At 53.7% G+C, this 25280-nt stretch carries 21 protein-coding genes and 1 pseudogene; 2 read left to right on the top strand and 20 right to left on the bottom strand.

Annotated elements, in window-relative coordinates; translation table 11 throughout:
* Positions 1-105: 105 nt before the first annotated feature.
* From M493_RS02305 to M493_RS02275, 7 genes are all read right to left on the bottom strand, one after another.
* Positions 106-2730, bottom strand: coding sequence for a DUF2309 domain-containing protein (locus tag M493_RS02305; RefSeq protein WP_020958666.1), 2625 nt, complete (start codon positions 2728-2730; stop codon positions 106-108).
* Positions 2723-4225, bottom strand: a complete 1503-nt coding sequence (locus M493_RS02300; RefSeq protein WP_020958665.1) for an NADH dehydrogenase subunit 5 — start codon at positions 4223-4225, stop codon at positions 2723-2725. Before M493_RS02300 ends, M493_RS02305 begins: the two co-directional genes overlap by 8 nt.
* Positions 4226-4555: 330 nt before the next feature.
* Complete coding sequence (locus M493_RS02295; RefSeq protein WP_023817470.1) at positions 4556-4924, bottom strand: DUF2294 domain-containing protein; 369 nt, start codon at positions 4922-4924, stop codon at positions 4556-4558.
* 362 nt (positions 4925-5286) lie between these two features.
* Positions 5287-6990, bottom strand: coding sequence for an ABC-ATPase domain-containing protein (locus M493_RS02290; RefSeq protein WP_020958663.1), 1704 nt, complete (start codon positions 6988-6990; stop codon positions 5287-5289).
* A 230-nt stretch (positions 6991-7220) separates the two neighbouring features.
* Positions 7221-8009, bottom strand: a complete 789-nt coding sequence (locus M493_RS02285; RefSeq protein ID WP_041267727.1) for a MerR family transcriptional regulator — start codon at positions 8007-8009, stop codon at positions 7221-7223.
* A 113-nt stretch (positions 8010-8122) separates the two neighbouring features.
* Positions 8123-8407, bottom strand: a complete 285-nt coding sequence (locus M493_RS02280) for a hypothetical protein (RefSeq protein WP_020958660.1) — start codon at positions 8405-8407, stop codon at positions 8123-8125.
* Positions 8408-8485: 78 nt separating this feature from the next.
* On the bottom strand, positions 8486-9949 hold the full coding sequence (locus M493_RS02275) for a protein adenylyltransferase SelO (RefSeq protein WP_020958659.1): 1464 nt from the start codon (positions 9947-9949) through the stop codon (positions 8486-8488).
* Positions 9950-10123: 174 nt separating this feature from the next.
* Here M493_RS02275 and M493_RS02270 point away from each other — a divergent pair, with 174 nt between their 5' ends.
* Complete coding sequence (locus tag M493_RS02270) at positions 10124-10525, top strand: hypothetical protein (RefSeq protein WP_020958658.1); 402 nt, start codon at positions 10124-10126, stop codon at positions 10523-10525.
* Between the two features lie 144 nt (positions 10526-10669).
* Here the strand turns inward: M493_RS02270 and M493_RS02265 are convergent, their stop codons facing one another.
* The 11 genes from M493_RS02265 to M493_RS02215 all read right to left on the bottom strand — a co-directional run bounded on the left by M493_RS02265 (position 10670) and on the right by M493_RS02215 (position 22109).
* Positions 10670-11302, bottom strand: a complete 633-nt coding sequence (locus M493_RS02265) for a response regulator (RefSeq protein ID WP_020958657.1) — start codon at positions 11300-11302, stop codon at positions 10670-10672.
* Positions 11277-12329, bottom strand: a complete 1053-nt coding sequence (locus M493_RS02260) for a sensor histidine kinase (protein ID WP_020958656.1) — start codon at positions 12327-12329, stop codon at positions 11277-11279. Before M493_RS02260 ends, M493_RS02265 begins: the two co-directional genes overlap by 26 nt.
* The gene (gene liaF / locus M493_RS02255; protein WP_020958655.1) at positions 12326-13057 is read right to left on the bottom strand and encodes a cell wall-active antibiotics response protein LiaF; all 732 of its coding nucleotides are present in this window, start codon (positions 13055-13057) and stop codon (positions 12326-12328) included. The genes M493_RS02260 and liaF overlap by 4 nt, the downstream gene beginning before the upstream one ends.
* A gap of 153 nt (positions 13058-13210) precedes the next feature.
* Positions 13211-13834: a PspA/IM30 family protein gene (locus tag M493_RS02250; RefSeq protein ID WP_023817466.1), complete on the bottom strand. Its 624-nt coding sequence runs from the start codon at positions 13832-13834 to the stop codon at positions 13211-13213.
* Between the two features lie 28 nt (positions 13835-13862).
* The gene (locus tag M493_RS02245; protein WP_020958653.1) at positions 13863-14219 is read right to left on the bottom strand and encodes a permease; all 357 of its coding nucleotides are present in this window, start codon (positions 14217-14219) and stop codon (positions 13863-13865) included.
* Between the two features lie 174 nt (positions 14220-14393).
* A complete protein-coding gene (locus M493_RS02240) occupies positions 14394-15716 on the bottom strand; it encodes a M14 family zinc carboxypeptidase (protein ID WP_015373945.1) in 1323 nt (440 codons plus the stop codon).
* A 71-nt stretch (positions 15717-15787) separates the two neighbouring features.
* Positions 15788-16825: a M14 family zinc carboxypeptidase gene (locus M493_RS02235; RefSeq protein WP_015373944.1), complete on the bottom strand. Its 1038-nt coding sequence runs from the start codon at positions 16823-16825 to the stop codon at positions 15788-15790.
* 436 nt (positions 16826-17261) lie between these two features.
* Positions 17262-18665, bottom strand: coding sequence for a 23S rRNA (uracil(1939)-C(5))-methyltransferase RlmD (rlmD, locus tag M493_RS02230; RefSeq protein ID WP_041267726.1), 1404 nt, complete (start codon positions 18663-18665; stop codon positions 17262-17264).
* Positions 18662-19528 (bottom strand): DNA-3-methyladenine glycosylase family protein, encoded by an 867-nt coding sequence (locus M493_RS02225; protein WP_020958651.1) that lies wholly within the window; start codon positions 19526-19528, stop codon positions 18662-18664. Before M493_RS02225 ends, rlmD begins: the two co-directional genes overlap by 4 nt.
* A gap of 98 nt (positions 19529-19626) precedes the next feature.
* Entirely contained in the window at positions 19627-20418 is a 792-nt protein-coding gene (pdaA, locus tag M493_RS02220; protein ID WP_023817464.1) for a delta-lactam-biosynthetic de-N-acetylase, read from the bottom strand.
* A 143-nt stretch (positions 20419-20561) separates the two neighbouring features.
* Positions 20562-22109, bottom strand: a complete 1548-nt coding sequence (locus tag M493_RS02215) for a fumarate hydratase (RefSeq protein ID WP_020958649.1) — start codon at positions 22107-22109, stop codon at positions 20562-20564.
* Positions 22110-22339: 230 nt separating this feature from the next.
* On the opposite strand from M493_RS02215, the gene yfkAB reads away from it, so the two are divergent.
* The gene (gene yfkAB / locus M493_RS02210; RefSeq protein WP_020958648.1) at positions 22340-23464 is read left to right on the top strand and encodes a radical SAM/CxCxxxxC motif protein YfkAB; all 1125 of its coding nucleotides are present in this window, start codon (positions 22340-22342) and stop codon (positions 23462-23464) included.
* A 168-nt stretch (positions 23465-23632) separates the two neighbouring features.
* Here the strand turns inward: yfkAB and M493_RS02205 are convergent, their stop codons facing one another.
* Positions 23633-24421 (bottom strand): YfkD famly protein, encoded by a 789-nt coding sequence (locus tag M493_RS02205; protein WP_020958647.1) that lies wholly within the window; start codon positions 24419-24421, stop codon positions 23633-23635.
* A gap of 230 nt (positions 24422-24651) precedes the next feature.
* Positions 24652-25173 (bottom strand): annotated as a pseudogene (gene cax, locus M493_RS02200) (calcium/proton exchanger); the annotation flags it as partial.
* Positions 25174-25280: the final 107 nt, after the last annotated feature.

Raw genomic sequence — 25280 nt, 5'->3', positions numbered from 1 at the left:
TTTCATCTTATATACCCGCGACAGCCGCAAAACGTTTTTGTTTTTTAATTTCAAAAACAAAAACCTCCTGCCGGATCATACCGGAAGGAGGCAGAACATTTTTGTCTAACGCGGCGGCACAGAGGCAAGGTGCCCTGCTTTCCAATTCACCCACATCCCGCTGTTTGGGTCAATCGAAGCGAGACGGAGCCAGCCGTTTTGTACTTTGAGCCGGAAATCTTCATTTCTGTCGAGCAATCGCTCGATATAATAGGACGGCGCTTCAATGATGACAAGCAACCGGAGCGGGGCATGGAACAGTTCGCGGTCGGACGCGGCGACCGACTGCCATGGCAAGCCGGCTAACAAGTCGCTTCCGTTCCCTTGCATGACACCGATGCCGCCTGTGACCGTCTGGGTTGTTTTGTCACCGCTCCCGTAGTAATGCGGCGCGACTGTCGAAGCGTAATATTGCAAATTGATCCACTGCCCGACGGTCGCCGGCCCGGCGATAATGCCGGCGAGCGCTTCGCCGGTCGGGTCTTCCCGCCAGTCATAGCTATGCAAAAAGACGCGGCCGTCTAAATTCGTTCCTTTTGTCAACTCGCGGCGGCCGATCAAGAACGCCGCGTTCCCGGCCAACCCCCACTCCGGCCGGATTTCACTCCAATCGACGGCGCGCCGCTGCGCCTCCGCAACCGGATCGCGCGGTGTGCCGCCAACGTGCGGCAGCTTTGCCATCCGCTCAGCGTTCGCACGGCGGCTCGCTTCGCCAAGCGCCGGCTTCAGCTGTCGAAACGCCGCCTCAGCCGCTTCCGATAACGGCGGCACCTCTAACCAGCGCAGTTCGTCAACGGTCGTGATATGTTCAGCGGCCACAAACACTGTCTCATCTGGAATGACGATTCCCTCTTTTGCCAGCTCGGCGCGTACGCTAGGCAGATTCGCCAATTCAGCAAACACCCGGGCGTTAAACGCTCCGGCCGCACCGCCGCACGCCCCACAGTCAAGCGCCGAAGCGTACGGATTGTTGGCCGTCTCGCTTTCATGGCCGCAGACGACAACAAGCGGGGCGAACGAAGACGTCAAGCCAATGTTGACGAGCAGCTGCTTCACGTATTGCACTTGTTCTTCCGTTGTAAAGCCGACCGGCAGTCCAGTCGATTCATCCTTTCCATGGCGGTGAAGCGACAGGGCCGTCTTCGGCTTTTGTTCGGCTGCCGCTTCCGCCTGGCGGACGACCCGACCGGCCCAAGCCGGCGCCGCGCTCCGGGCGAGTGTATGGAGTCCGAGCCACGGACCGCTCATTTCCGGAAGCAATAAGCCCGCCAACACGTGCTGCTTAACTTTTTTAAACGTCTCACCGACAAAGCGGAACATATCGCGCCGGCGGCGGTACGGACGCGCCGCTTCCAAAACGGCGGTTTCGTTGATCTCATGCTGCGGCGCAACGATCGCCGGGCACGACGGGTGAACGTCATCGCTGTCAAGGGCGCGCGTTTGAATCGGCAAGCCGAAAAAGCCGGCACATCCATATGTCTCAAACGGCCCGACTGCTTCTAAGTGGCGTCGGAACGGCTCAGAACGGACGTCAATGCAAAACAACAGCTGTGCTATCGCCGCCTTCGTTTCATCCATCGGCCGATTCGCCGATATCGTTTCTTTTAATTTCGCTTCATACGTATTTTCCCATGCTTCAAGCCAAAGATGGCACCGATCAATTCGCCAAAACCGGTCGACGAACGCTAGGCGGGCGCGCTGCTCTTTCTCGGGCAGCCTCTGCCAATCTTCCGGCGTCATCCCGCCCCAGTGCAGCCAAGCGGCCAACAGTGAAAGAACAGCACTGCTGTCCGTATGGTTTCCCCGTTCAAACGGCAAATATGGCGCCACAAGCGCCCATTCAAGCGACAGGCGGACCGCCAAATAGTCGATCAATCCTCTCACCTCGTCGCCCACCTGGCGCGACCGCCATACAACCATACCAGCCCAGCCGGGCAACGCCAACAAATGCGCCTCCAAGTAAGCGCCGGCCTCTTCATCCCGCACGCCAAGCTTCATCAGCGCTTGACGCAGCGCCTCTTCCCCGTCGTGCGGCCAATCGGCAAGCCGGTTCCGTTCCTCTTTCGAAAGCGCCGGGTCGGCGGCAACAAGCCGGCGCCATGCCGGATAAAAGCCGCGCTCTCGATGCGGAAGCGCCCAAGGTGTCTTGGCTTCATCATAAAACAGTTTGCACCACTTGATCATCTGTTGATCGAGCCGTTCGACAATATTGCCCAACCGCGCGCTGATCGGCCGGACAGCCGCCGGACGCAGCCGGATCGCCTCCGCCAACTGAGGCAACTCCGGAAGACAGAGCGCTTCTTCCGGCACCGTATCGTTCCAAAGGAGGGCGCGGCAAAGCGGCTCCGCTTCGCGGCGCGACACCGAAAGCGGCTGTTTGTCGAGCCACTGCTGCAGCTGCCGTTCAACGAACACAAGATCAATCTCCCCTTTTGCCATCGCCGCATGGAAAACCGCCATCGGCGGATATAAGTCAATTCCATGCGCCTGCTGCAGACGGTCGGCGGCATCGGCAAATGGTTCCCCTTCCAGTCCCATCCATGGATGGCGGGCGATGAATGCCGAAATCGGCCAAAGCGGGGCGATCACCTTTGCTGCTTCCTTGACGATGGCAGCGAGCGGGCGGGCTTGTGCATGGTCCCGCTGCCATACTCCAACCGGCCGCTCAAGTGACGTCGCACTTTTACTCATGAGCCATTCCCTCCTTCATATAAGATGCCAAATAACGCGGATGCGTCTCCATCGCTGCCGGACGCGGTTCTCCAAGATGAACGAGCCGCATATACAGGCGAACGGCAAGCGTTGATGTGCGCCGGTTCGCAATCCATGCGGCAGCCAGCGCCGCAGCGATAAATAAAACACTTGCCATCCATTCAAACAGAGCAGATGACGCAAACGAAAGCGTCTCCTCTGTATGAAAGAAAGCCATAAACTGATGGCGCACCGTTTCCGAACCGAACGCCAAGACAGCGACAGCAGTGAAACCAAGCCAACGGCCTTCGCGAAAGTCGGCAAGCCGTCCCCAGGCGACTGCTGCTGAAGCACCAAGCAGCAACGCACTTAACAGGCGAGCCGGTTCGCCGGGAGCAGCGAACCAAAAGGAGACTCCAAGCAGCGAGCCAACGATCATGCCGCCCCGCCACGAGCCGCTCGCCTTTCGATATCCTGCCCGGCCGACTCGCGGGACGACGGAACCGGACTGCAGAAAAAGTGTCGCTTTAAACAATCCGTGCAACACCAAGTGCACCACCGCTGCCCCGTAGGCGCCAAGGGCGCATTGCACAAGCATAACCCCCATTTGCGCCATCGTTGACGCAACAAGCTGGCGTTTATAATCAACATGCACCAAGCTGATCCCTGTGCCGATCAAAATCGAGACAAAGGCGACAAGAAACAGTGCTGCATGCGCCCCCGTCCCGCTAAAGAGCGGAGAAAAGCGCCAAAGCAATAGCCCGCCGGCATTGACAAGCCCGGCATGCATAACCGCTGACACCGGCGTCGGTGTCACCACCGATTCCATCAACCAACGGTGAAACGGCCATTGCCCGGCCGGAATGATCGCCGCCAAAATAAGCAGCCCATTCATCACCGCCTTCTCCCAGGCGCCTAGACGAGCAAGGTGCTCCTCCGACAGCGCAGAAACAAGCCGCCATTCACCGGTCGCCAACCCAAGCCAAACAGCTACGATGACGACAGCAAACCAACTGATGCCAAATACTGCCGCCATCTGCCGGGCGACAAATCGTGCCGGCCTCCACTCTTTTTTTAATGCCGTTAGCGTCACAAGGCCTGCCAATGGAAGCCCCCAGCAGACGGCAACGAAGCGCATATCGCCGCTTGCCCATGTCAGAGAAGCGGCCGACACCGTCCACGTCAACAAGGAAAAATAGCGACGGTAAGCGCGGTCGCCATGCAAGTAGCGAACGGCAAACCGTTGAATCGCCCAACTGAGAAGTGAAACATAGACGGCCATCAACCAACTGACTGCATCAAACCGCCACGGCCCAGCCTCTGCGTTGCCGGCGCCGATCCATCCGGCGGCAGCCGCCGCTCCTGGAAGAAGCAACAGCCAGACGTGTATATGCACATATCGCTCCGGTACGCGTGGGAATAGCCATATGATCGCGCTGGCCAAAACGATCGCCACTGCAGCCAGCCAGCCCCATACGAACCATTCAATCCCCATCAAGATCTCCTCCCTCATCCGCCTACTCTTTTTCAGGAGCAAAAGAAAAAACCGGCTATGTCAATCAAGCAAGGCGGCCGAAGGAAGGCCGTTCCATTGCCTATAGATTGCCCATAGCCGGTTTATCTTCAACCAATCGATAATGAATCGTTTGAAGATCTCCCGTCATTGCTCGTGCAACAGACGCCAGTCGGTTTCCCTTCAACGAACCTAAGCAGATGTAGGTTTTTTGAAGGGCTCCCGACAATACCGTCTTTGTTTATCCTATTCTTACTATACAGAAGTTGTTTTAATTATACAACAATTTTGTCAACCTGTCATCCAAAAAATTTACTTGGCCAGCTGTTTTTCCAAATCGTTGAACAGTTTAAAGACGATAATTCGCTCGCCTGTCCGGGTGCTTAAATCAGTATGAAAGCTTTTCACCTGCTCACCGGTAATTTCCAAAATCATCTCTTTCAAGTCATCGACTCCTGATTCGACCAAACTCGTTCGCGACCGCTTCACTCCCAGCATCCCTTCCTTTGACTCGCAAAGGGTGTATTCGGCAGGCGTTAAAATACCGTGCAGCGAAACGATAATCATATCACGCAAAATATCGGTTTTGACGGACACCGAACCGCGGCCGAGAAAATCTTTTTCCCATTTTGTTAAGGCTTTGCTGATTTCGGATTCGATCCAGCCTTTAGATTTGTTCATGCCCTGATCCCCCTCTAACCAACCGGCGGCTTCCTTGCCGCCCTCCGCCGCGTTACACTGATAGACATAATTATAACGGTAATCGGCCGGCGGCGCTAGAGCAAAATCACAGGAACACCACCAGAAAGCGGATTCAAACCGATTTTGTCCGCTATTTTTTGTTTGCCGCATCGCCGGCATCGACGTTAAGAACAGCTTATTTTTCCTTCCATTCGATAAAGAAGAGCATCTTCTTCGCATCGACTGCATATTTTGCTTATGCCGATACGTTGCTGTTGCTTTGTCAAACCGGACTAGAACGATGAAGAAAAACATGCCTCTTATCGTCTTTTTTCTTTGTAGTTTCCTCTCCCATTCTACCGCTATTGGCTGCACCGGAGCGTCCGCAGCCGGTTGAGAGCCGCCGCCAGCTCGAAGCGGCGCGGGCGAGCGAGCTCGCCGGGGTGGCCTTTTCGGAATGAGATGGAGCCGAGGCCATGATCATCCCATTGTTTTTCCATGCGGTCAAGCAGTTCGCGCACCGTTTGCTGGTTCGCCAGCCATCCGTTCCGTTCCATGTAAAGCAAAGCCGCGGCAATCGCCCGCGTTTGGCTGTCATCAACAAGCTGTTCGAGCGCATAAAGGAGCACATCCGTTTCCCCGTATTGAATGACGTGGCGCCCCCGCGCGGCGGCTTTGGCTTTCTTTCCTTTTTGGCTGTTCAAACTCCTAGGCAGCGGAATGCGCTCGCGAATGCGGCCGAACGACTCCCCGCCTTCTGTTTTTCGTCCCGACGGCATCTGCAAAGCGATTTGCTTCGCCTCTGCCGTCACGTCAAACGGGACGTATGCTTCCATTTTGATCACCCAATCGGCGATATCCAAATAATCGCCCAGTCCGCCAACGACAAGGACGGTCGAAATGCCGTAATCGTGAAACAGTTGGCGCGCTTTGTCAATATACGGCGTGATCGGCTCCGATTCTTTGGCCACAAGCGCCTGCATGCGCGCATCGCGGACGAGCAAATTCGTCGCGCTCGTATCTTCATCGATCAAAAACGCCGATGCCCCCGCTTCGACCATTTCGATCATGCTCGCCGCTTGCGAGGTGCTGCCGCTCGCGTTTTCCGTCGAAAACTGTGTTGTCTCTTTGCCGTGCGGCAGTGTGCCAATAAGCGGTGAAATGTCGACCGCCGTGACATTGCGGCCGTCTTCGGCGCGAATTTTCACCGCTCCGCTGTCCGTGATGACAAACTCGCGGCCATCGCCGGCAATATGGTCATATACGCCATGCTCTAGCGCCTGAAGCAGCGTCGATTTGCCGTGGTAGCCGCCGCCGACAATAAGCGTGATCCCTTTACGGATCCCCATGCCTTTGATCGGTTCAGCGCGATGCGGAACGGGGATCGCGATCTCAAGCGCCGGCGGACTTTGAAACGGCACCGCCCCACGGCGCAGCGGCTTGTCGCTCACCCCGCTTTCCCGCGGCAAAATCGCGCCATTGGCGACAAACGCCACAAAGCCATGTTCGTGCAAATAGCGGCGGATGGCGTGCTGCTGATCAGCCAGCTCCACCGCTGGAACGATGTCCTCTTGGCGCAGGCCGTACACCGCCCGTTCGATGACGGAAGGGATTTGCTCGAAAAAGATGGTTTCGGCTTCTTTTGCCAAAACGCGCCGCCCGTTCGCCGGCAAACCGACCGACAAGCAAACGGTAATCGTCTCGTCCGCCACTTGCACCGCCGTCCGCTCGACCACTTTCTGCCCCGGCGCATCAATCAAAACGAGTCCGCTTTTTCCCGACCCGCGCGCCCGCAGCGGCCATTGCCGCAATTCATGATGGACGCGGCGGGCCAATACATCTTCACAGCGGATGCGGCGCGGCTTCGTATTCGTCCACTCTGGCGCTACTATTGTTTTCGCCCGCGGCACGATTACCCGCACCTTGGACGGCTCGGCGAACGGGTCGCCTTGTACGTGGTCGATCGCGAGTGTAAACGCCGGAAACCGATATGTACCTTCAATCGCTTTATACGCCTTATAGCCTTTTTGGTCGATCGACCGCAGCCGTTGTCTGAACGTTTCCATTGGAAACATCCCCTTTCTTTTTCTCTTGTTTCTTCCTTACTCATAGACGGCTTTCACAATTAGGTCCCGCTTCAAAAATACCCAATGGATCCTGCGTGACCCTTCCATAGCCATGTTCAACTCTTGTGCAACCTTTATGCCCAATTTTGATTGTACCGCAAATCCCTCTCCTTCATCCATCATCGGCAAAAACAGCGGCCCGCCTATTCTTAGGGCGAGCCGCCTGCTGCTTAACGATCTTTCATCCCGGTATAAATGAAAATCGCTTCTTTGAAAAATTCCGCTGCTCCCGGGTGGACGCGGTCATAGTACGCTTTGAACCGTTCGTCCTCAACATACATGCGCGCCAGCCCGGCGTGCGCCTCTTTGGAATAATGATTCCACCAGAAACTAAGCCACTGCCTATGCAAATCAGCCGCCCGCTGCGCCGCCTCCCCGGCCGGGTCGCCGGACAACACCGCTTCTTTCAAGGACTCAAGCACATCCTGGCTGAGCCGCTCCGCCTCATCAAACTGTTCCTTCGTCATATTCCGCAGTGTTTCGTATGAGCGATTCACTTGTTCCTCTCCATATTTTTGCCGGATTTCCTCCCCATAGTTTTGTTCATTTTCTTCAATCAGCCGCTCCTTAAACGCGGCGAATTTCTCCTTGTCGCTCATCATGATTCCCCCTTCTTTCGCAGCAATCGTTTTTTCGACGCTCGCAATCAATGCATCAAGATGACGCCGTTTTTCCAACAGCTGTTCCCGGTGCTGTCTGAGCGCCTCAAGTTCATCAAACGACGGAGAATAAACGATCTGTTTGATCGTTTCCAAATCGACGCCAAGTTCACGGTAAAAGAGAATTTGCTGCAAACGATCGACTTCACGCGGCCCGTACAGCCGATACCCCGCCTCGCTCAACCGCGCCGGCTTCAGCAAGCCAATCTCATCATAATATCGAAGCGTCCGGCTCGTGACCCCGGCCAGTTTCGCCAGCTCATGCACCGTGTACTCCACTTCCCTCACCTCCCTATTCATGACGATACACCTTGACGCAGCGTGAAAGTAAAGAGGAAAAAAGAAAAAAGGGCTCACACCCAGAGCCCTCACCGAGCCATCGCCGTTTTATTGGTTGAAAGCGATGTCTTTCCTCAATTTTTCTTCGTTTTCTCGATATGCGGCATCTTCGTGATCACAATCGGACGGTCTAAATCGACGTTAGGCAACAGCTGCGGCTCGCTAGTTGTTTCCATCGCCCCTGCTTGTTTCACATGGGGTGAAAGCGGCTGATCAACCGAATCGCGGATGATGATGCGCTGGCGAAACGAGGCAGATGGCTCTTTTGTTTTGTCCATCCCAACCGGTTGCCAAGGAAAAACGGCGGCACACACAACCAATATTCCCACTACGGCAACGAGAAAAACATTTCGCTTCACTCACACCACCTCCTATCCAAATAAGACGATGCAAAAAAGAATTCGTTTCTCCGCTGCCGCTAAACGAAAACGCCATCATCATGTCCCGCAAAACGTCCGGTACGGGCGGTCAGACGGCGGCGGCAGTTCCGCGTATTTCTCTTGCTCCGGCGAATAGGCGTACGGATCGGCCAACGCTTCCAGAAACCGTTCCATTACGCTGTAGTCGCCGCAGTTGACGGCAGCGGCCAACGCCTCTTCAACCCGGTGGTTGCGCGGGATGACAGCCGGATTATGGCGGCGCATCCGTTCATATGCTTCCTCTCTTGACACCGATTCTTGGCTGAGCCTTGTTTGCCAGCGCTCGTGCCATTCGCGGAACTCAGCGGCGTCAAACAGCGCCATCCCCGTATATTCGCCTAACGTCAACGCCCGGAATGTGTTCGTGTAATCAGCGCGGTGCGCCTCCATCAGCCGCAATAAATCGGCGACAAGCGCTTCATCCCCTTCCTGCTCTTCAGCCAGGCCGAGCTTCGCCCGCATCCCGCCAAGCCAGTGGCGATGGTACCGCTTCGGATATTCGTCAAGCGCCTCTTGGGCGAGCGCGACCGCTTTGTCTTCATCCGCATCCAGCAGCGGCAACAAGCTTTCCGCAAACCGCGCCAAGTTCCAGCCCCCGATGTACGGCTGGTTGCCGTATGCATACCGCCCTTCCGTATCAATCGAGCTGAACACTGTCGCCGGGTCATACGTATCCATGAACGCACACGGCCCGTAGTCGATCGTTTCCCCGCTGATCGTCATATTGTCGGTGTTCATCACCCCGTGGACGAAACCGACGAGCTGCCATTTCGCAATCAATGCCGCTTGCCGTTCCATCACTTGTTTCAGCAAAAACAAATACCGATTTTCGGCCGCCTCAAAACCGGGGAAATGGCGCCATAACGCATAGTCGGCCAACGCGCGCAGCTCCTCGACCGTTCCCCACTGCGCCGCGTATTGGAACGTCCCGACGCGCAGATGGCTCGAGGCGACGTGGGTCAACACCGCCCCCGGCAGCTCGGTTTCACGCATAATCGTCTCCCCGGTGGTAACAACCGCCAGACTTCGCGTTGTCGGGATGCCAAGCGCATGCATCGCCTCGCTCACGATATACTCCCTCAGCATCGGTCCAAGCGCCGCCCGTCCGTCCCCGCCGCGCGAATACGGCGTCCGTCCCGAACCTTTCAGCTGGATGTCCACCCGCTCGCCGCTTGGCGTGATGTGCTCGCCAAGCAACACCGCCCGCCCGTCGCCAAGCATCGTAAAATACCCGAACTGATGCCCGGCATACGCCTGCGCCAGCGGTTCCGCTCCATCAGGAACTCGGTTTCCAGCGAACACAGCCACCCCATCTTCACTTCGCAACGCTTCCTCATTCAGCCCAAGCTCCGCCGCCAGCGAACGATTCAACACCGCGAGCTTCGGCGCGCGCACCGGCGTGGGGGAAACGCGGCTGAAAAAGCGTTCCGGCAGTCTTGCATAACGGTTGTCAAACGTCCAACCCGCATCCAATTTGATCATCTCCTTTTTTGGCCGAGCTATGGTTTTATTGTATGGCAAAACCGGCGGCATGATAAATCGAAAACACGCGGTTCGCCCCAAAAATTCAACCACCCCTTTTCGACGAAACCCGCCATCTTTTCTCTTTCGCTCCTGTTCCGTTTCGCCTATAATGGCCATGAGGAGGTGAAACGAATGGAAGAAAACACAATCATTCAAGCGGTGCTCCACGCGCTCGAACAACATTCCGACAAAATCAGCTCGAAAATGCAGGAAATGGAACAGCGACTGCACGATGAAATGCAAGCGATGGAACAACGACTGCGCGGCGAAATGCACGAAATGGAACAACGACTCCGCGGCGAAATGCACGAAATGGAACAACGACTCCGCGGCGAAATCCATGCTGTCGAAACCCGTCTTGAAGCCAAAATCGATTCCCTTCGTGAGGAAATGCAACAGATGAACAGACAACTGAACGAACGAAGTGATCGCCTCGAAGAAGAACTCGCAGACACGCAAACCTCGGTCGAAGTGTTGACCACGAAGGTGCTCCATCACGACCGAAAGCTTCGCCAATTGGCCAAACAAGCGTAATTCCTCTCGAAACATTAGCCTTTTTGATCCACCGCAACGAATAAAACCGCTCCTGTTTCATCCTCCTGTTCCCTTTGATGAAATGGAGCGGTTTTCGTCTGAACATGGCGATCTTTTTCCCATCGCAGCCAAATGATGCACTCCTCACTTCACCAGCCCGTGGCGAAACGCATAAATCACCGCTTGCGTCCGGTCTTGGACGCCGAGTTTGGCCAGAATGTTGCTTACATGCACTTTCACCGTTTTGAGTGAAATGAACAATTCGTCGGCCATTTCTTGGTTTGTTTTTCCTTGCGCCATCAACAAAAGCACTTCCATCTCCCGGCTCGTGAGCTGCTCATGCGGCAAACTCTCGGCTTGTCTCCGTCGCGGGCGCATCACTTTTCCGGCCACTTCCGGTTCGAACACCGATTGCCCGTGGAACGTGGCGCGGATGGCGTCGGCAATTTCGCTCGCTTTCGATGTTTTCAATAAATAGCTCGTCGCCCCTGCTTCGAGCGCGGCAAACACGTTTTCATCATCGAGAAAACTCGTCACGACAATGATTTTCGCCTCCGGCCACGCGCCGATGATTTCGCGCGTCGCCGCGATGCCGTCCATCGGTTCCATCACCAGATCCATTAAAATGACATCCGGCCGTAACTCGAGGGCAAGCTCCACCCCTTTTTTTCCATCTTCCGCCTCCCCGATCACCTCCATATCCGGTTGGGCGGATAAATACGCGGATACGCCAAGCCGCACCATTTCATGATCATCGACAAGCAGCACCGTAATCACCGTCATCCCCCCTATACAGAAGCGGCACTTTCACTTCCAGCCTTGTCCCTTGGCCTTTTAAGCTGACCACTTTTAACGTTGCGCCGATTTCCGCCGCCCGTTCATACATGTGCTGCAACCCGTACGAGCCGCTTTTCGAACGCTCCACATCAAAGCCGACCCCATCGTCAGTGACGCGCAAAATGGCAAACCCGTCCCGTTCGATGAGCAATACTTCCAACGATTTCGCTTTCGCATGGCGCAGCGTGTTGGAAAGCGACTCCTGCAAAATGCGGAACAGATGGTCCTCGACCCCTTTATCCAGCGAAATGTCTTCGATTTTCCATTTCATCTCGAGCGGCACTTTGCCCGCCAGTTCAGCAAGCAATTCATTCATCCCTTCCTGGAGCGTTTTTCCTTTCAGCTGCACCGGCCGCAAATGGAGAAGCAGCGCCCGCATTTCCAATTGCGACTGGTGAATCATTTGTTCGACCATCTTCAGTTGCTTCCGATAGCGTTCATCATCCGGCGGCATCGTTTCCATGACCGCTGACATCATCATCGAAGCAGCGAACAATTGTTGGCTGACAGAATCATGCAGTTCTCGCGCCAACCGCGTTCGTTCTTCCGAAAGAATGCGGTCAACGAGCCGTTCTTCCTGTTCAGCCTTTTCCGCCGCCAATTTTTGCACGCGCTTCGTTTGCTCGAGCCATTGCGTTTGCATCTTCTCGATTTGCCGCCAAAGCGCTTGCAGTTCCGGCGGCGGCTCTTCCCGATGCAACTCCCCCATTTCCCCTTGTTCAATGTGCCGCAGCGCCTGCACAACCGCTTGCCATTGCTTGCGAAAGAAGGAATCAAGCATCAATCCGACAGCGATCCCCATACACAGGCTTACGGCCAACACAAACAGCAAAAACGGCAGCCCCATCACGGTTTGCTCCCACAAAGACGGCCACATTCCGGGTGGAAGCAAATAGAAAAAGGAAGCGAGCAACACCACCGCAAGCATAAGCGCAAGCAAAACGGAAGCGAACATCGGCCGGCTCATACGCGTTTCACCTCGACATTGCCAATGATCGTCGAGGTGACGATTTTCAGCCTTTGTTCCGCTTGATCATACGAAGAAGTTTGATAAATGAGCGTTTCATTGAACATTCTTCCCTGTTCCTTGCCAAACAGCGAGGCGGCGCCGAAAATGGCGGAATGAACGAGCCTCGTTTCGATTTCGTACGGAACGAGAACTTGAATGTTGCCGATCAAGCCGCGCACGATGATCACCGCTTCCCCTTTCGGAAGCACAGTATAGCTGACATCAATGACCGTATCTCCGATCCCCGTTTGAATATTGACATCATTCCACTCATACGCCTGTTCTGGGGTCGCTTGCCGGCCAACCCATACATTTTGAAACAGCGGTTGACGGCGCACCATTTCCTCTCCCCCATACGAGGTCTCGGCCATAGTCGGACGGATCACCGTCGGATGGCGCTTTGACTGGAACAATTGCCAAATGGCATAACACAACAGCGCAACTATGACAAAACGGGCCGTCATCATCGTTAAGACGTGAATGGCCAACATGAGGCAGCCAAGCCAAAACAACCATTTTCCTTTCCGCCGATGCCATTTTTTCCTTCCAACATAAATCACACCGACCGATATACTCAACGAAAACAGCACGCCCGGGTGAAAAAATGAAATTTCAATCGCAAAAAGGAGCAGGGTCACCAACAAAACCCAACTGACATAATCTGTTTTCTTCCGTTGATCGAGCATGGGAGGATCCCACCTGTTGTCCAAAATGAAAAAACGCGGTCTGAAAAGATTGTTTTCATGTTCCTCTCGCCAAGGCACAACATATTTCATGCCCCTACACACGTATGAAAGAAGGTGCCCCGTTATTGTTAGGACACCTTCTAGCATATCCGGTTAGTTTCCTTCCTGCAACTGCTTTTCCAGCTGAGCGATGCGCGCGTCGATCGTGCTCCGGTAATAATCGGAACGAACTTGCTGCTCAAGGCGGTCAAGGTACACTTCCGCATCGGCGAACGCCGCCAGCGCCGGGCCGGCGTCCCCGTTGACCACCCGATGGATGCGGTAGTGCGCCCGCGCCGCATTCTCCCGCCCCATCAGCTCCATGCGCCGCATCTGCATGTCTTTTAGCTTATGCTTCATTTCCTCATATTTCGCTTCCAACTCAAACAGCTCGCGGCTCGCTTGCTCGGACAGCTGTTTCAGGCGGGTCGCCCGTTCCGCATATTGCGCTTGTTCGCGCCGGGCAAATTCGGCCAGCTCCACTTCCCCTGCTTGCGCCGCCACCTCCGCCTGCTTGCTTCGTTTTTCCGCCATCTGTTCGGCTTCGCGGCGCTCGCGGGCAAATTGCTCTTTCAGCGCATACTGGCGCTCAAGCAGCTGCCGCACCCGCTCGACTTCTTGTTCACATTGGCGCAAATAGTGATTGAGAAGCGCAATCGGATTTTTCTTTTCTTTTTCGTCAAGCCATTCATGAAGATCGGCTTCAATGATCGTTTTCAAGCGAGAGAATACACTCACCGTTGATCCGCTCCCTTTCCATCATTTATTAATAATGCTTCTGCAGCTCCGCCCATTGTTTTTCGAAGTTGACAAACGGGTCGTCTGCTTCTGGAACGATGCGCTTATCTTTCACTCCGTTCCATTTCTGATACACAACATACAGCACATACGCCGCGACAAGCGCGATAAGCGCCGGCACATTCGAGGCGCTGGCCACCAACGCCGCACAGCCAATGAGCGCCCACACCACTTTCCCAAATGTCGATGGGGCTTTCAACCATTTCTTGAACGCATAGTACAGCACCGCCAGCGTGATTGCCAACCCGACAAGCGGTCCAAGATGAAACAGCAGCACAAGCAACGCCACCGCGCCGGCAACGAACAGCCCGATCTTTTTTGCCATCCTTTCGCCTCCTTTCGTTTTCCATCATACTGCGGACAATCCGTTTCCCATCATGTTCCATAGATATATTTTGTCTACGACTGGAGGCGTATTTTTCCTTTCACGAGGCCTTAAAAACTAAAACTGACAGCCATGTTGACATGACTGCCAGTTTCAGAAACAATTCCCATCCCTTTAGAAGTGTTGATCATCCCTTGTTGTTGGATCACTGATGCGATTGTCAGCCTCCGGAATGGCATCATACAGCGCCGGGTCAATATCATGAATGGAGCCGTCAGCCATGGCTTTGAACACCTCGTAGAGCGGTGTTGTAACCGTTTGCCTTAACATGCCGGACTGTTTTTGTCCTAGCGTTTGCGATTGTCCTTTGATTTCAATCAACATAATAGCGGTGTCGTTCAATGCAAACGCCCCGAGGGCCGTGCCAGGCAAGTTTACGTCAGGATACTTTTGCACCGCTCCGAAATGTGACTGGCCTCTTTGAAGTGATTGTGCAGCCAAGGCATTGACTTGCTTGCTAAGTGTCAAGACATCTTCATCCACCTCATAATGTTTTCCTGTAAACGGATCTGTATATGGATCCGCGACAACGGCGGCCAGCTGTACGGGAACGGAGCGGTTGTCATCATCGGAAACAGTGTTAAATCCCCGATGGTGAAGATCGATGTATACGTCTGGCTTGAATTGTTGAAACACACTTGTCACCGTTCTCGCCTCCGCCGTAACGTAAAAACCGCCATATAAGCTGTTATTCGTTTCTTTGTTATTTAAAAACGCCGCAACATCACTTGGATGATAATCCTCTATCCGAAAGTTCAAGTTCGGGTTATAATCCCGATTTTGGTCATAACCAGGGATGCCATAATAGACGCGGCCGTCATTATTTTGAGCTCTCTCGCTCCCGTCCGCCCTATAATACCACGGGGCAGCTGTGTCCTCCGAAAGCCCTAGCTTCTCCGGTTCCCACGTCTGGTGTGTATAACGGGTCGGATACCATTTTCCTTCATACGTATTATCGGCCCCTTCAGGGTTAATGCGTGGCATAATCCAAATCGATACCTTCTTTAAAATGTTTTGAACTTCCTGGTCATTGGAAGACAGCTTTCTCATAATATCAATGGCTGCTTCGGCGCCGATTTGCTCATTTCCGTGAATTTGGGCTGTAATGAATATACGTTTCTTATTCGGGTCGGCGTCTCCAAACTTCACTAAGTAAAGAGGATAGCCTTTATCCTCGGCCGTCTTGTATCCATCAGGCGCCCAGTTTGAATACCCGGCGATTTCAACCTTCATCTTTCCTTGGGAAGCAGCTTCCAGCTTCTGAAGGGTAGCCGCCAATTCCTCATTAGACATAAAGCTTGATAACGAAATATTTTGGCTATCTTCGACATACGGGCCGTTCGGTCTTGACTGCGGATCCGCAAAAACGGGGGAGGACAATCCAAGCGTAAGCGCCAAAGCAGTTGGCCATATAAGTTTTGGGCGTTTTCCTTTCATGAGCGTATCCCCTTTCAATTTAAAAAAAAGTGATATAATCTCTCTGCGCGTTTCAACGGAGAGCCGATCTACTACTCAGATCTCCGCTCTTGATAAGGCAGGGTGTCCCAAAAAGAAACATCTTTTTCATGAATCGAGCCGTCAGCGATTGCCCTAACTGCCGCATCCAAAGCGACAACCGTTTGTCGAATTAAATAACCGTTGCTTTTTTGTCCAATAACATAGCTACCAATGTAATGGTCTGACATCCCACGCATCTCAAATAGCAATGTCGAAATTCCATATTCAACTGCAATGCCATTTCGGCCAATGGCCTCTGATGAGCCGCCAACATATTTTCCAAGATGCCCCCATCCTGTCGGCTCGATGGCATCAAAAATTACAGCCCCTAATTGTTTGGAACGGTAAACAACTTCTTCATCTGCATTAGGAGAAGTTGGATAAAGAATAGAGCCGGATACTAACTTGCCGTCCCGTTCACTGTTTGCCCCTTGATGGTGCAAGTCGATCATATAATCGATGTGATATTTGCGGAGCACGTTGTTATGTAGCGCCTTTGTCTCCGGATATTGTTTATTTACATGATCGCGATTCAAATCAGCGCCAACGGCATTATACCTCGTCAAATGGCGGTCTCCGCTTGCGATATAATCATCGAGCGGAAAATCAACATCCCCCATCGCCCCGTCCGGGTTTAGCATCGGCACGATTAGTACATTGACATGGTTCAAGACGTCTTTCATTTTCCTTGTCCCAAGATGTTTAATAAACTCCAGAGCTCCTTCTGTCGTCAATTGCTCATTGCCATGCTGTTGAGTCAAAAATAAAATGGTCGGATGATCCGGGTTTTTGATGTACTTGACGAGATATAGGTCTCTTCCTTTGATGGATTGCCCAATCACTTCTAATTCCATCTGTTCTTGTTTAGCGTCCTGCTCCTTTAAGAAGGCAACCATCTCTTCATAAGTGTGGAGTATAGCGGTTCTAACCGTTTCATGCCCTCCATAATTCGGCCCATTGCCGACCGCCTCTACAAACGGCAACTGGATAGCGGCACTGCTCGCCAGAAGGCCCCCAGCAACGGTCAACATGAGTAATTTTTTCTTCATTGCTCACCCTCCTTATCATTTACTCATTTTATTCTAAATTTTTTTTCATTTTCCTTTCGTCTATGGATAAAACAGGAATTTATAACTAATATCAACAAAAAAGATAGGATAAACGAGCTATCCTCCTTGGATCAGTATGAAGACTCGGAAGAATCCAGCCATACAAAGAGCCTATTCCCTTTATCTAGAAGTGAGCTCTCCTATATGTTAAGCACGCCGTCGGATTCAACCTTTCTTTCCCTTTCACCTACAATATGCGGCAAACCTCCGCCTTTCCCACCAGCAAACAGAAAAAACGCCTTTCCTTGACAGGAAAAGGCGCTTTGCTACGTGCGTTTTTTACAATAAGCCATCAGTTTCAATCGGTTCAAAAAATATATGACTTTCTTGTCTGCTGTGAATCATTCCTAAGGAGCGGAACAAGTTTACTTCATGTTTACATTTCCAACACCAGCTTCGCCACCGCCTCAACGTGCGCCGTATGCGGAAACATGTCGACCGGCTGGATGTAGTCGACGCGGTATTGTGCCGCCAAGGCGTCGAGGTCGCGGGCGAGGCTCGATGGGTTGCACGAAACGTAGACGACCGTTTTCGGGCGGACGCGGAGGATCGTTTCAAGCAGCGCCCGGTCGCAGCCGACGCGGGGCGGGTCGACGATGATGACGTCCGGTTTCCAGCCTTCGTTCACCCATTTTGGCAGCCAGTATTCCGCTTTGCCGACGACGTAGTGCGTGTTCGTAAAGCCATGTTTGTTCGCGTTTTTCTTGGCGTCTTCAATCGCTTCGGGGATCGTGTCCATGCCGCGCACTTCTTTCGCATCGCGGGCGAGCCACAGCCCGATCGTGCCGACGCCGCAGTAGGCGTCAACGAGCCGCTCTGTTCCGGTGAGGGCGGCCGCTTTTTTCACTTCGTCGTACAGCTTGACTGTTTGGATCGGGTTAAGCTGGAAAAAAGCGCGCGCCGACAGTTCAAATGACAAGTCGCCGAGCGTTTCTTGAATGTATTCGTCGCCGGCGAGCACTTCGGTTTCATTGCCAAAAATGAGCGACGTTTTTTCGCCGTTGATGTTTTGCACGATCGATTTCACTTCCGGGAGGCGGCGGCGAATTTCGTCAATGAGCAACTGTTTGCGCGGGATGTCTTTTGTCGCCGTCACCAGCACAAGCTGAATGTCGCCCGTATGGAAGCCGACGCGGACGACGATCGTCCGCACGACGCCCGTTCTCGTCCGCTCGTTGTAAATCGGGATGCGCAAGTCTTGCAAAATCGTCTTCACGATATTCGTGACACGCGTCGTTTGCGGATGCTGGATGCGGCATTCCGATAGGTCGACGAGCCGGTGGGAGTCAAGGCCGTACAGCCCGGCGAGCACCTTCCCTTTTTTCACCCCGACTTGAAACTGGCTTTTGTTTCGGTATTGCCACGGGTCGTCCATGCCGATCGTCGGGCGGATGTCGAGCTTGTCGACATCGAGGCGGCGGGCGTGGCGGCGCAATGCCTGGATGACAATGTCGCGTTTGGCTTCAAGCTGCGCTTCGTACGATAGGTGCTGGAGCTGGCAGCCGCCGCACTGATCATACAGCGGGCATGGCGGCGCCACCCGGTTGGGTGAACGCTTGCGGATTCGTTTGATTTTCGCCTCGGCGTAGGTCGGGTGGATGTTCGTCGCTTCGACGACGACTTCTTCCCCCGGCAACGCGCCGGGGACGAAGACGACTTGTTTTTGGAAATAGCCGACCCCTTCGCCGTTAATGCCGATCCGTTGAATCGTCACGGGAAATTGGTCGCCTTTTTTGATTTTGATGTTCGTTTGTTGCTTTGCCATATCGGTCCCTCTCATTCAATGCTTCGCCATAAATAAAGCGCCGCATAGCTGGCATACGGCTTCCACCGCTCGCCGAGCGCCGCCAGCTCTTTTGCGGTCGGCCGCTTTTGGAGCCCAAATTGTTTTTCGACCGCCCGCTGCAAGCCGATATCCGCCGGCGGAAACACGTTTGGGCGGCCGAGGCCGAAGAGGAGGAAATTTTGCACCGTCCATGGGCCGATGCCGCGCACGGCGGTCAGCCGCTCCATCACCTCGCCGTCTTCCATCTGCTCGAGTTCATCAAGCCGCAGCTTCCCCTCGGCGATGAGGCGCGACACATCGACGATATATTCCGCTTTCCGTCCGCTCAGCTGCAAGGCGCGCACATCATCGTACGAACGGGCGGCCACCTCCTCCGGGCGCGGATAAAACCAAACGCCATCCATTTCCGTCCCGAACGTTTTCACAAACCGCTCTGTCAGCCGATAGCCGACTTTCAAATGAAGCTGTTGGTGGATAAAGCATTTGATGAGGCAAAAATATAGATCAAAATCGAGCACAAGCGGCATCCCTTCATATTCCGCAAAGAGCGGCGCCAGCTCGGTGTGGCGGAAATGCTCGTGAATGGGCCTGAGCGGCGTCCGCCATTGAAACAGATGCGAAATCCGCTCCATCACCTCTTCTTGTCGCTCGGGAAAAGGCGCTGAAACGACAAATCTCGGGTCATCTTTTGTGCCGACGCCTTCCACCGTTACGGGCACAAAACAGCCGTCGAGGGCGAGCGGCACGGTGATGCGCTGCCGTTCCCGATCCACAGCCAACAGCGGGTCGAGCGAAAGCCGCTCAAGGACATGGGCGAAATCGTACGGGGCCGGCACAGTCACTGTCTTTGTCCACATCGCGTTCACCTGTTTCTTTCGTCCGTATCCCCATTATAACGAAAAACACCCGCTGAACCAAACGGCTCACGGGCGGGCTGTTTTTCAAACGAAACGGCTTACGGGCGAAACAGCCACGGATGAAGGCCAGCCTTTTTGGCCATAAGGTCATCGAGGCTGGCAAACGTATACCCTTGTTTGCGCAAGTCGTCGATCACTTTCGGCAGCGCCTCGGCGTTGTCTTTGGACACGGAGTGCAGCAGCAAAATCGCGCCCGGGTGAATTTGTTTCATAATTTGGTCATAGGCATATTGCCAACCGCGCTGACGGTCGGTTTGCCAATCGACAAACGCCAGCGACCAAAAGACGTGGTAATAGCCGAGCTCGCGGGCGAGCGCCAACGTCCGTTCGCTGAAAATGCCGCGCGGCGGGCGAAGGTACATCATCCCTTTTTGCCCGGTCAGCTCTTCCGTCTTTTCCTTGACTTTTTCCAGCTCTTCGCGCACCCGCTCATCGCTTGCGGTTGTTAAATCGGGATGGTGCCACGAATGGTTGCCGATGATATGTCCTTCCGCCGCCATCCGTTTGACTAAATCGGGCGCCGTTTGCAAATAATGGCCGGTGACAAAAAAGGCGGCCGGCACATGTTTTTCTTTCAATACGTCCAAAATTTGTGCCGTATAGCCATTTTCATAGCCGTTGTCAAACGTTAAATAAATCGTTTTTTCACTCGTATCGCCTAAATAAAACGCGTCATATTTGGCGAGCAGTTCATCGAGCTCTTTTCCCGCCGACGGGGGCTCGTGGTTCTCGCTCCGCTTAAACCCCCAATGGATCGCTTGATTGCTTACGGCAAACGCAGAAGCGGGAAAAAGCGCGATCGCCAAAACGAGAGAAATGAGCCATCTCATGCCTGGTTCCTCCTTGGCCGCCGTCTTTTCCTCTTTTTTTATTGTTTTCGCCCTCAGCTGCTTTACGCGCGCCATTTTTTGCAAAAAAAGCCCCAAAAGCGGATGCTTTTGGGGAGTCACGCTGCCAATCGCTTCTTCACTTTTTATTTGAACACCGGCTCTTTGAATTGGGCCAGTTTTTCCAATGATGATTTTTCCACATCTTCATGCAAGCTGTTGCCGTGTGAGTCCATCGTGACAACGGCGGTGAAGTTTTCGACGCGCAAATGCCACATCGCTTCTGGAATGCCGAACTCCATGAGATCGACGCCTTCGACTGATTTGATGCAGTCCGCATAATATTGGGCCGCGCCGCCGATGGCGTTCAAATATACGCCGCCGTGTTCTTTTAAAGCTTGCAACGTTTTCGCGCCCATGCCGCCTTTGCCGATGACGGCGCGGACGCCGAATTTTTTCATAATGTCGCCTTGATACGGCTCTTCGCGGATGCTTGTCGTCGGGCCGGCCGCTTTCACGTGCCAGCGGCCGTCTTCGTCTTTTAGCATGACCGGGCCGCAATGGTAAATGATTTGTCCGTTTAAGTCAACAGGAGCATCATGATCCATCAAATATTTATGAATGGCGTCGCGGCCAGTGTAAATCATGCCGCTGATGCGGACGACATCGCCGACGCGGAGCTTTCGCACTTGTTCCTCGGACAGCGGCGGAACGAGATCGATGACGCGCGACTCACCTTGTTCGAGCGCTGCGGCCGTTTCCGCTTTTTCCAACTCTTTTGCAAAATCGACGTCTTCGCCGTCTTGGTACAGCCATTCGATAATGTCGCCGGTTTGCGGGTCGATTTTTACCCCCATGCGGCGAAACGCCCAACAGTTGTAGGCGACGGAGACGAAGAAGCTCGCCGGAATGCGGTGCATGACGCCGATTTTACAGCCGAGCAGCGTCGATTCGCCGCCGAAGCCCATCGTGCCGATGCCGAGCTTGTTGGCGTTGTCCATAATGTATTCCTCAAGCTGGCGCAACTCTTCAATCGGGTTGACATCATCAACCGGGCGGAACAGTTGCTCTTTGGCAAGCTCATAGCCGGATGAGCGGTCGCCGCCGATGCCGACGCCGATAAAGCCGGCGCTGCACCCTTGCCCTTGCGCCTGATACACCGCATGCAAAATGCATTTGCGAATGCCGTCCAAATCGCGGCCGGCGCGGCCGAGCCCTTCGAGTTCACACGGCAGGCTGTATTGAATGTTTTTGTTTTCACAGCCGCCGCCTTTTAAAATGAGACGGACGTCAATGTAATCGTTTTCCCACTGCTCAAATTTAATGACCGGTACGCCTTCGCCTAAATTGTCGCCGCTGTTTTTGCCGGTGAGCGAATCAACCGAGTTCGGGCGCAGTTTGCCGTTTTTCGTCGCTTCGACAATGGCGGCCCGGATCGCTTGTTTCATTTCAATTTGGTTGACGCCGACTGGCACTTTGATTTTAAACGTCGGCAAACCCGTATCTTGGCAAATCGGCGATACGTTTTCGTCCGCCATTTGAATGTTGCCAACGATCGTATCCAACGCCATCGCCGCCCGCGTGCCGGCGTTTTCGCGCACTTTTGCCCGAGCGATCGCTCGACGGACGTCCTTCGGCAGCTTCGTCGACGTCTCGACGATCAAGTCGTACATGCTTTGCTGGAACTTTTCCATTTGTGTAAACGCCCCTTCCCCTGTTCATCGTGCATAGGCAGTTGTCCTTATCTTTTTCTATTATACTCCGTTTCTCACTGTTGTGTAAAAAATCTTTCTTTTCCATCTCATGATCGTTCTCTTCCGCTCATACGAATGGGATAGATGCAAAACAGCCAAAACGATTGACAAGCGCCGCCAAGGCGGCTAATAATGGACGATGGGACTTTGAATGGAAAGAGGAGAAAGCGATGCGTTCATCCGCTATGCCGGCCATTACGCCGGCGTACGATCCGTGGGAAGCGTACGTTGATCTAGAGGAGTATGGAAAACTGGAACTAACGAACGTCGAGTTGACGACGACAACGCTTTGCAATATGCGCTGTGAGCATTGCGCCGTCGGCTACACATTGACAGCGAAAGACCCCGAGGCGCTGCCGCTTGAGTTGTTCATCCGCCGGCTTGAAGAAATTCCGCATTTGCGCTCATTAAGCATTACCGGCGGCGAGCCGATGCTGTCGTTAACGTCCGTGGAACAATACGTCGTTCCGCTTCTCCGCTATGCGCACGAGCGCGGAGTGCGGACGCAGTTGAATTCCAACTTGACGCTCGACTTGTCCCGCTACGAAAAGGTGATTCCGTATTTGGATGTACTTCATATTTCCCATAACTGGGGGACGATCGACGATTTCATCGACGGCGGCTTTGCTATGATGGAACGGAAACCGACGCGCGCACAGCGGGAAAAATATTTTCAACGCATGCTCGACAACGCCAAAGCGCTGTCTAAGGCAGGGGTGATCGTGTCGGCGGAGACGATGCTCAACAAGCGGACCGTCCGCCATTTGGAAACGATCCACCGCCAAGTCGTTGAGGAAATGGGCTGCCGGCGGCATGAAATCCACCCGATGTACCCAAGCGATTTTGCGGGCGCCTTAGAGACGCTAAGTCTCAATGAGCTGCGCGCAGCGATCCACCATTTGCTTGACATTCGCGATGAAAACGTTTGGATGTTGTTTGGCACGCTGCCATTTTACCCGTGCAGCGACAACGAAGACGATCTTCGTCTATTGAAGCGGCTGTATGAAAGCAAAAACGTCACCGTCCGCAACGACCCGGACGGCCGTTCGCGGCTCAATGTCAACATTTTTACCGGTGAGGTCATCGTCACCGACTTCGGCGACGAACCGCCGCTTGGCAACATCATTCACGATTCGTTGCCGGATGTGTATGACCAATGGCGGCGCTCGAAACTCGCCAATGAGCTTCTTTGCCACTGCCCGGCGGCGCGCTGCTTAGGACCTAATGTGCTTGTCAAACAAACGTATTACCGCAGCGTTGATTTTACAAAACGGGCGGCGCGTGTCGCACGGTGAAAAAGGTAGATCAAGCGGTTCGTTTCAAGCAAGGTGCGGTCTTTAATATGCTTCATCAGATTTAGCGGGGAGCCCCCATTTCACCGACGAAAGGTGAAGAAGTGGGGGTAGTTGACGCGAAGACATAGGCATTAGAGAAGGTGTCCCATTGTCTCCGGGACACCTTCTTTATCTTGGCTGCTCGCTGACAATATAAGATACATACAGGCGGTCCTGCACCGGAATCCATGCCCCGACCCCTCTTGTCGTGACGTTTTTGACAACGATTTTCTTTTTGTTTCCTTTCAAGACGACATACACTTCCCCGTATGTCACTTTCCCTTTTTCATTCACGGCCGGAGCATACGCATACAAATAGCCCATTTTTTTCGCCGGTACGTTGTACGGCTGATCCTTTTTCGTGCCAAGACCGACAACAGTGCTGAACGACAGCGGCAGTTTCGTTTTTTCCATCGCTTTATTCAACATCATCCGTTTTACAGCATCTTCGTTTGGCACTTTCGCCGTCAAGCCGCCGCGGACATACTTTTGCATTTCCTGTTTGTAATACAGTTTTTGCGCGCCATCGCCGCCGCGATTATCGAGAAAGTTCGTGTTAACCTTTTGGTATTCCCAGTTTGTTGACGTCTCCAGTGACTGGTAGTTGAGCGGCCATTGACCTAAATAAATCGTCGCCCGGTAGCCGACAGCCCACGGGGTATTCGTCGCCGAAGATTCGTTAAAGAGATGGATCAATTCTGGATTCTCGATTTTTACGTTCGCTGATTTCAACAGCTGTTTCGTAAACGAGCTCGGCTCTAAATGCGGCAAATCTTGCGTCGGGTTCGGGTACGTATTTTCTTTTGATATATCGATCACCGTGCCGGGGGCCGGTTTTCCGGAAGCCGCCAATGCCGGGAACGCTGCCGCATACAGAAGCAGTGCGCTCACAAACAGCGAGACTGCCCATTTTTTCATCGCATTCGCTCCTTTCTATCTCATATTCACTGTTATTTTTCGTCAAAACGCACCGTTTATCCGCGGCGGTGAAAATTTCTTCCGTTTCAGCGCCGCACCTCTGTCAAAAAACCCGGGCGCCAACCGCCCGGGTGAATGAGTCAAAGCAAATAAAAACCAATGCCCATAATGAGATAGGCCGCAAGCAGCGTCGCTCCTTCAAACCAGTTCGTATCGCCGTCGTTGGACAATACGACAGCGATGTAAAGCAAAATCATAATGATCGAAATGCCGACACTTAACGCGAGCCGTTCGCCGCCGCCCATTCGCATTGTAAACACTTCCGGAATGACAAACGCGACGAAAATGGCAAACGTCAGCAGCCCGGCGTTATGGCGGGCGTCATAAATATTGAATTCTTGCCGCTTATATTTCAAACCGCCGACAAAGAACGATAACCCGGCAACCAACAGCAAATTCCCCAGCACCGAGCCGGTCAAGGAGGCGAGCACGACATCAACGAGTCCGGCTTGCAAGGCAAAAATCGAGATAATCAACTCGACCGCATTGCCGAAGGTGGCGTTTAACAGCCCGCCGATGCGCGGTCCAGCGACGATCGCCAAGCTTTCCGTCGCCCTCCCCATATAGCTGGCGAGCGCAATAATCGTCAGACAGTACAGCCCAAACATCAAGACGGTCGGCCAGTGAAGAAAGCCGCCGATCACGGACACCGGCACGCCGATCCATGCCATCCAGGCAAACAACCTGTTCATTTGTGTTTCTTCCACCTTTCTCGTCAACATTTTTTCGTTGCGTTGATCGTTGCTTGTATGTACGATAAATACGGGCCGGCCGTTCCGCCGTGAAAAGCCGGATTCCG

Source organism: Geobacillus genomosp. 3 (assembly GCF_000445995.2).
Taxonomy (GTDB): domain Bacteria; phylum Bacillota; class Bacilli; order Bacillales; family Anoxybacillaceae; genus Geobacillus.
Note: the sequence above shows the minus strand (reverse complement) of the source record. Positions and strands in the feature narration are given on the sequence as shown.

Coding starts and splice junctions, on each gene's coding strand:
- M493_RS02235 (WP_015373944.1), bottom strand. CDS start 16,825: ATGAAGAAAAAATTACTCATGTTGACCGTTGCTGGGGGCCTTCTGGCG.
- pdaA (WP_023817464.1), bottom strand. CDS start 20,418: ATGAGATGGCTCATTTCTCTCGTTTTGGCGATCGCGCTTTTTCCCGCT.
- M493_RS02215 (WP_020958649.1), bottom strand. CDS start 22,109: ATGGAAAAGTTCCAGCAAAGCATGTACGACTTGATCGTCGAGACGTCG.
- M493_RS02305 (WP_020958666.1), bottom strand. CDS start 2,730: ATGAGTAAAAGTGCGACGTCACTTGAGCGGCCGGTTGGAGTATGGCAG.
- M493_RS02275 (WP_020958659.1), bottom strand. CDS start 9,949: ATGATCAAATTGGATGCGGGTTGGACGTTTGACAACCGTTATGCAAGA.
- M493_RS02285 (WP_041267727.1), bottom strand. CDS start 8,009: ATGAATAGGGAGGTGAGGGAAGTGGAGTACACGGTGCATGAGCTGGCG.
- M493_RS02205 (WP_020958647.1), bottom strand. CDS start 24,421: ATGAAAAAATGGGCAGTCTCGCTGTTTGTGAGCGCACTGCTTCTGTAT.
- rlmD (WP_041267726.1), bottom strand. CDS start 18,665: ATGAGAGGGACCGATATGGCAAAGCAACAAACGAACATCAAAATCAAA.
- liaF (WP_020958655.1), bottom strand. CDS start 13,057: ATGCTCGATCAACGGAAGAAAACAGATTATGTCAGTTGGGTTTTGTTG.
- M493_RS02295 (WP_023817470.1), bottom strand. CDS start 4,924: ATGAACAAATCTAAAGGCTGGATCGAATCCGAAATCAGCAAAGCCTTA.
- yfkAB (WP_020958648.1), top strand. CDS start 22,340: ATGCGTTCATCCGCTATGCCGGCCATTACGCCGGCGTACGATCCGTGG.
- M493_RS02290 (WP_020958663.1), bottom strand. CDS start 6,990: ATGGAAACGTTCAGACAACGGCTGCGGTCGATCGACCAAAAAGGCTAT.
- M493_RS02270 (WP_020958658.1), top strand. CDS start 10,124: ATGGAAGAAAACACAATCATTCAAGCGGTGCTCCACGCGCTCGAACAA.
- M493_RS02240 (WP_015373945.1), bottom strand. CDS start 15,716: ATGAAAGGAAAACGCCCAAAACTTATATGGCCAACTGCTTTGGCGCTT.
- M493_RS02245 (WP_020958653.1), bottom strand. CDS start 14,219: ATGGCAAAAAAGATCGGGCTGTTCGTTGCCGGCGCGGTGGCGTTGCTT.
- M493_RS02260 (WP_020958656.1), bottom strand. CDS start 12,329: ATGAGCCGGCCGATGTTCGCTTCCGTTTTGCTTGCGCTTATGCTTGCG.
- M493_RS02300 (WP_020958665.1), bottom strand. CDS start 4,225: ATGGGGATTGAATGGTTCGTATGGGGCTGGCTGGCTGCAGTGGCGATC.
- M493_RS02225 (WP_020958651.1), bottom strand. CDS start 19,528: ATGTGGACAAAGACAGTGACTGTGCCGGCCCCGTACGATTTCGCCCAT.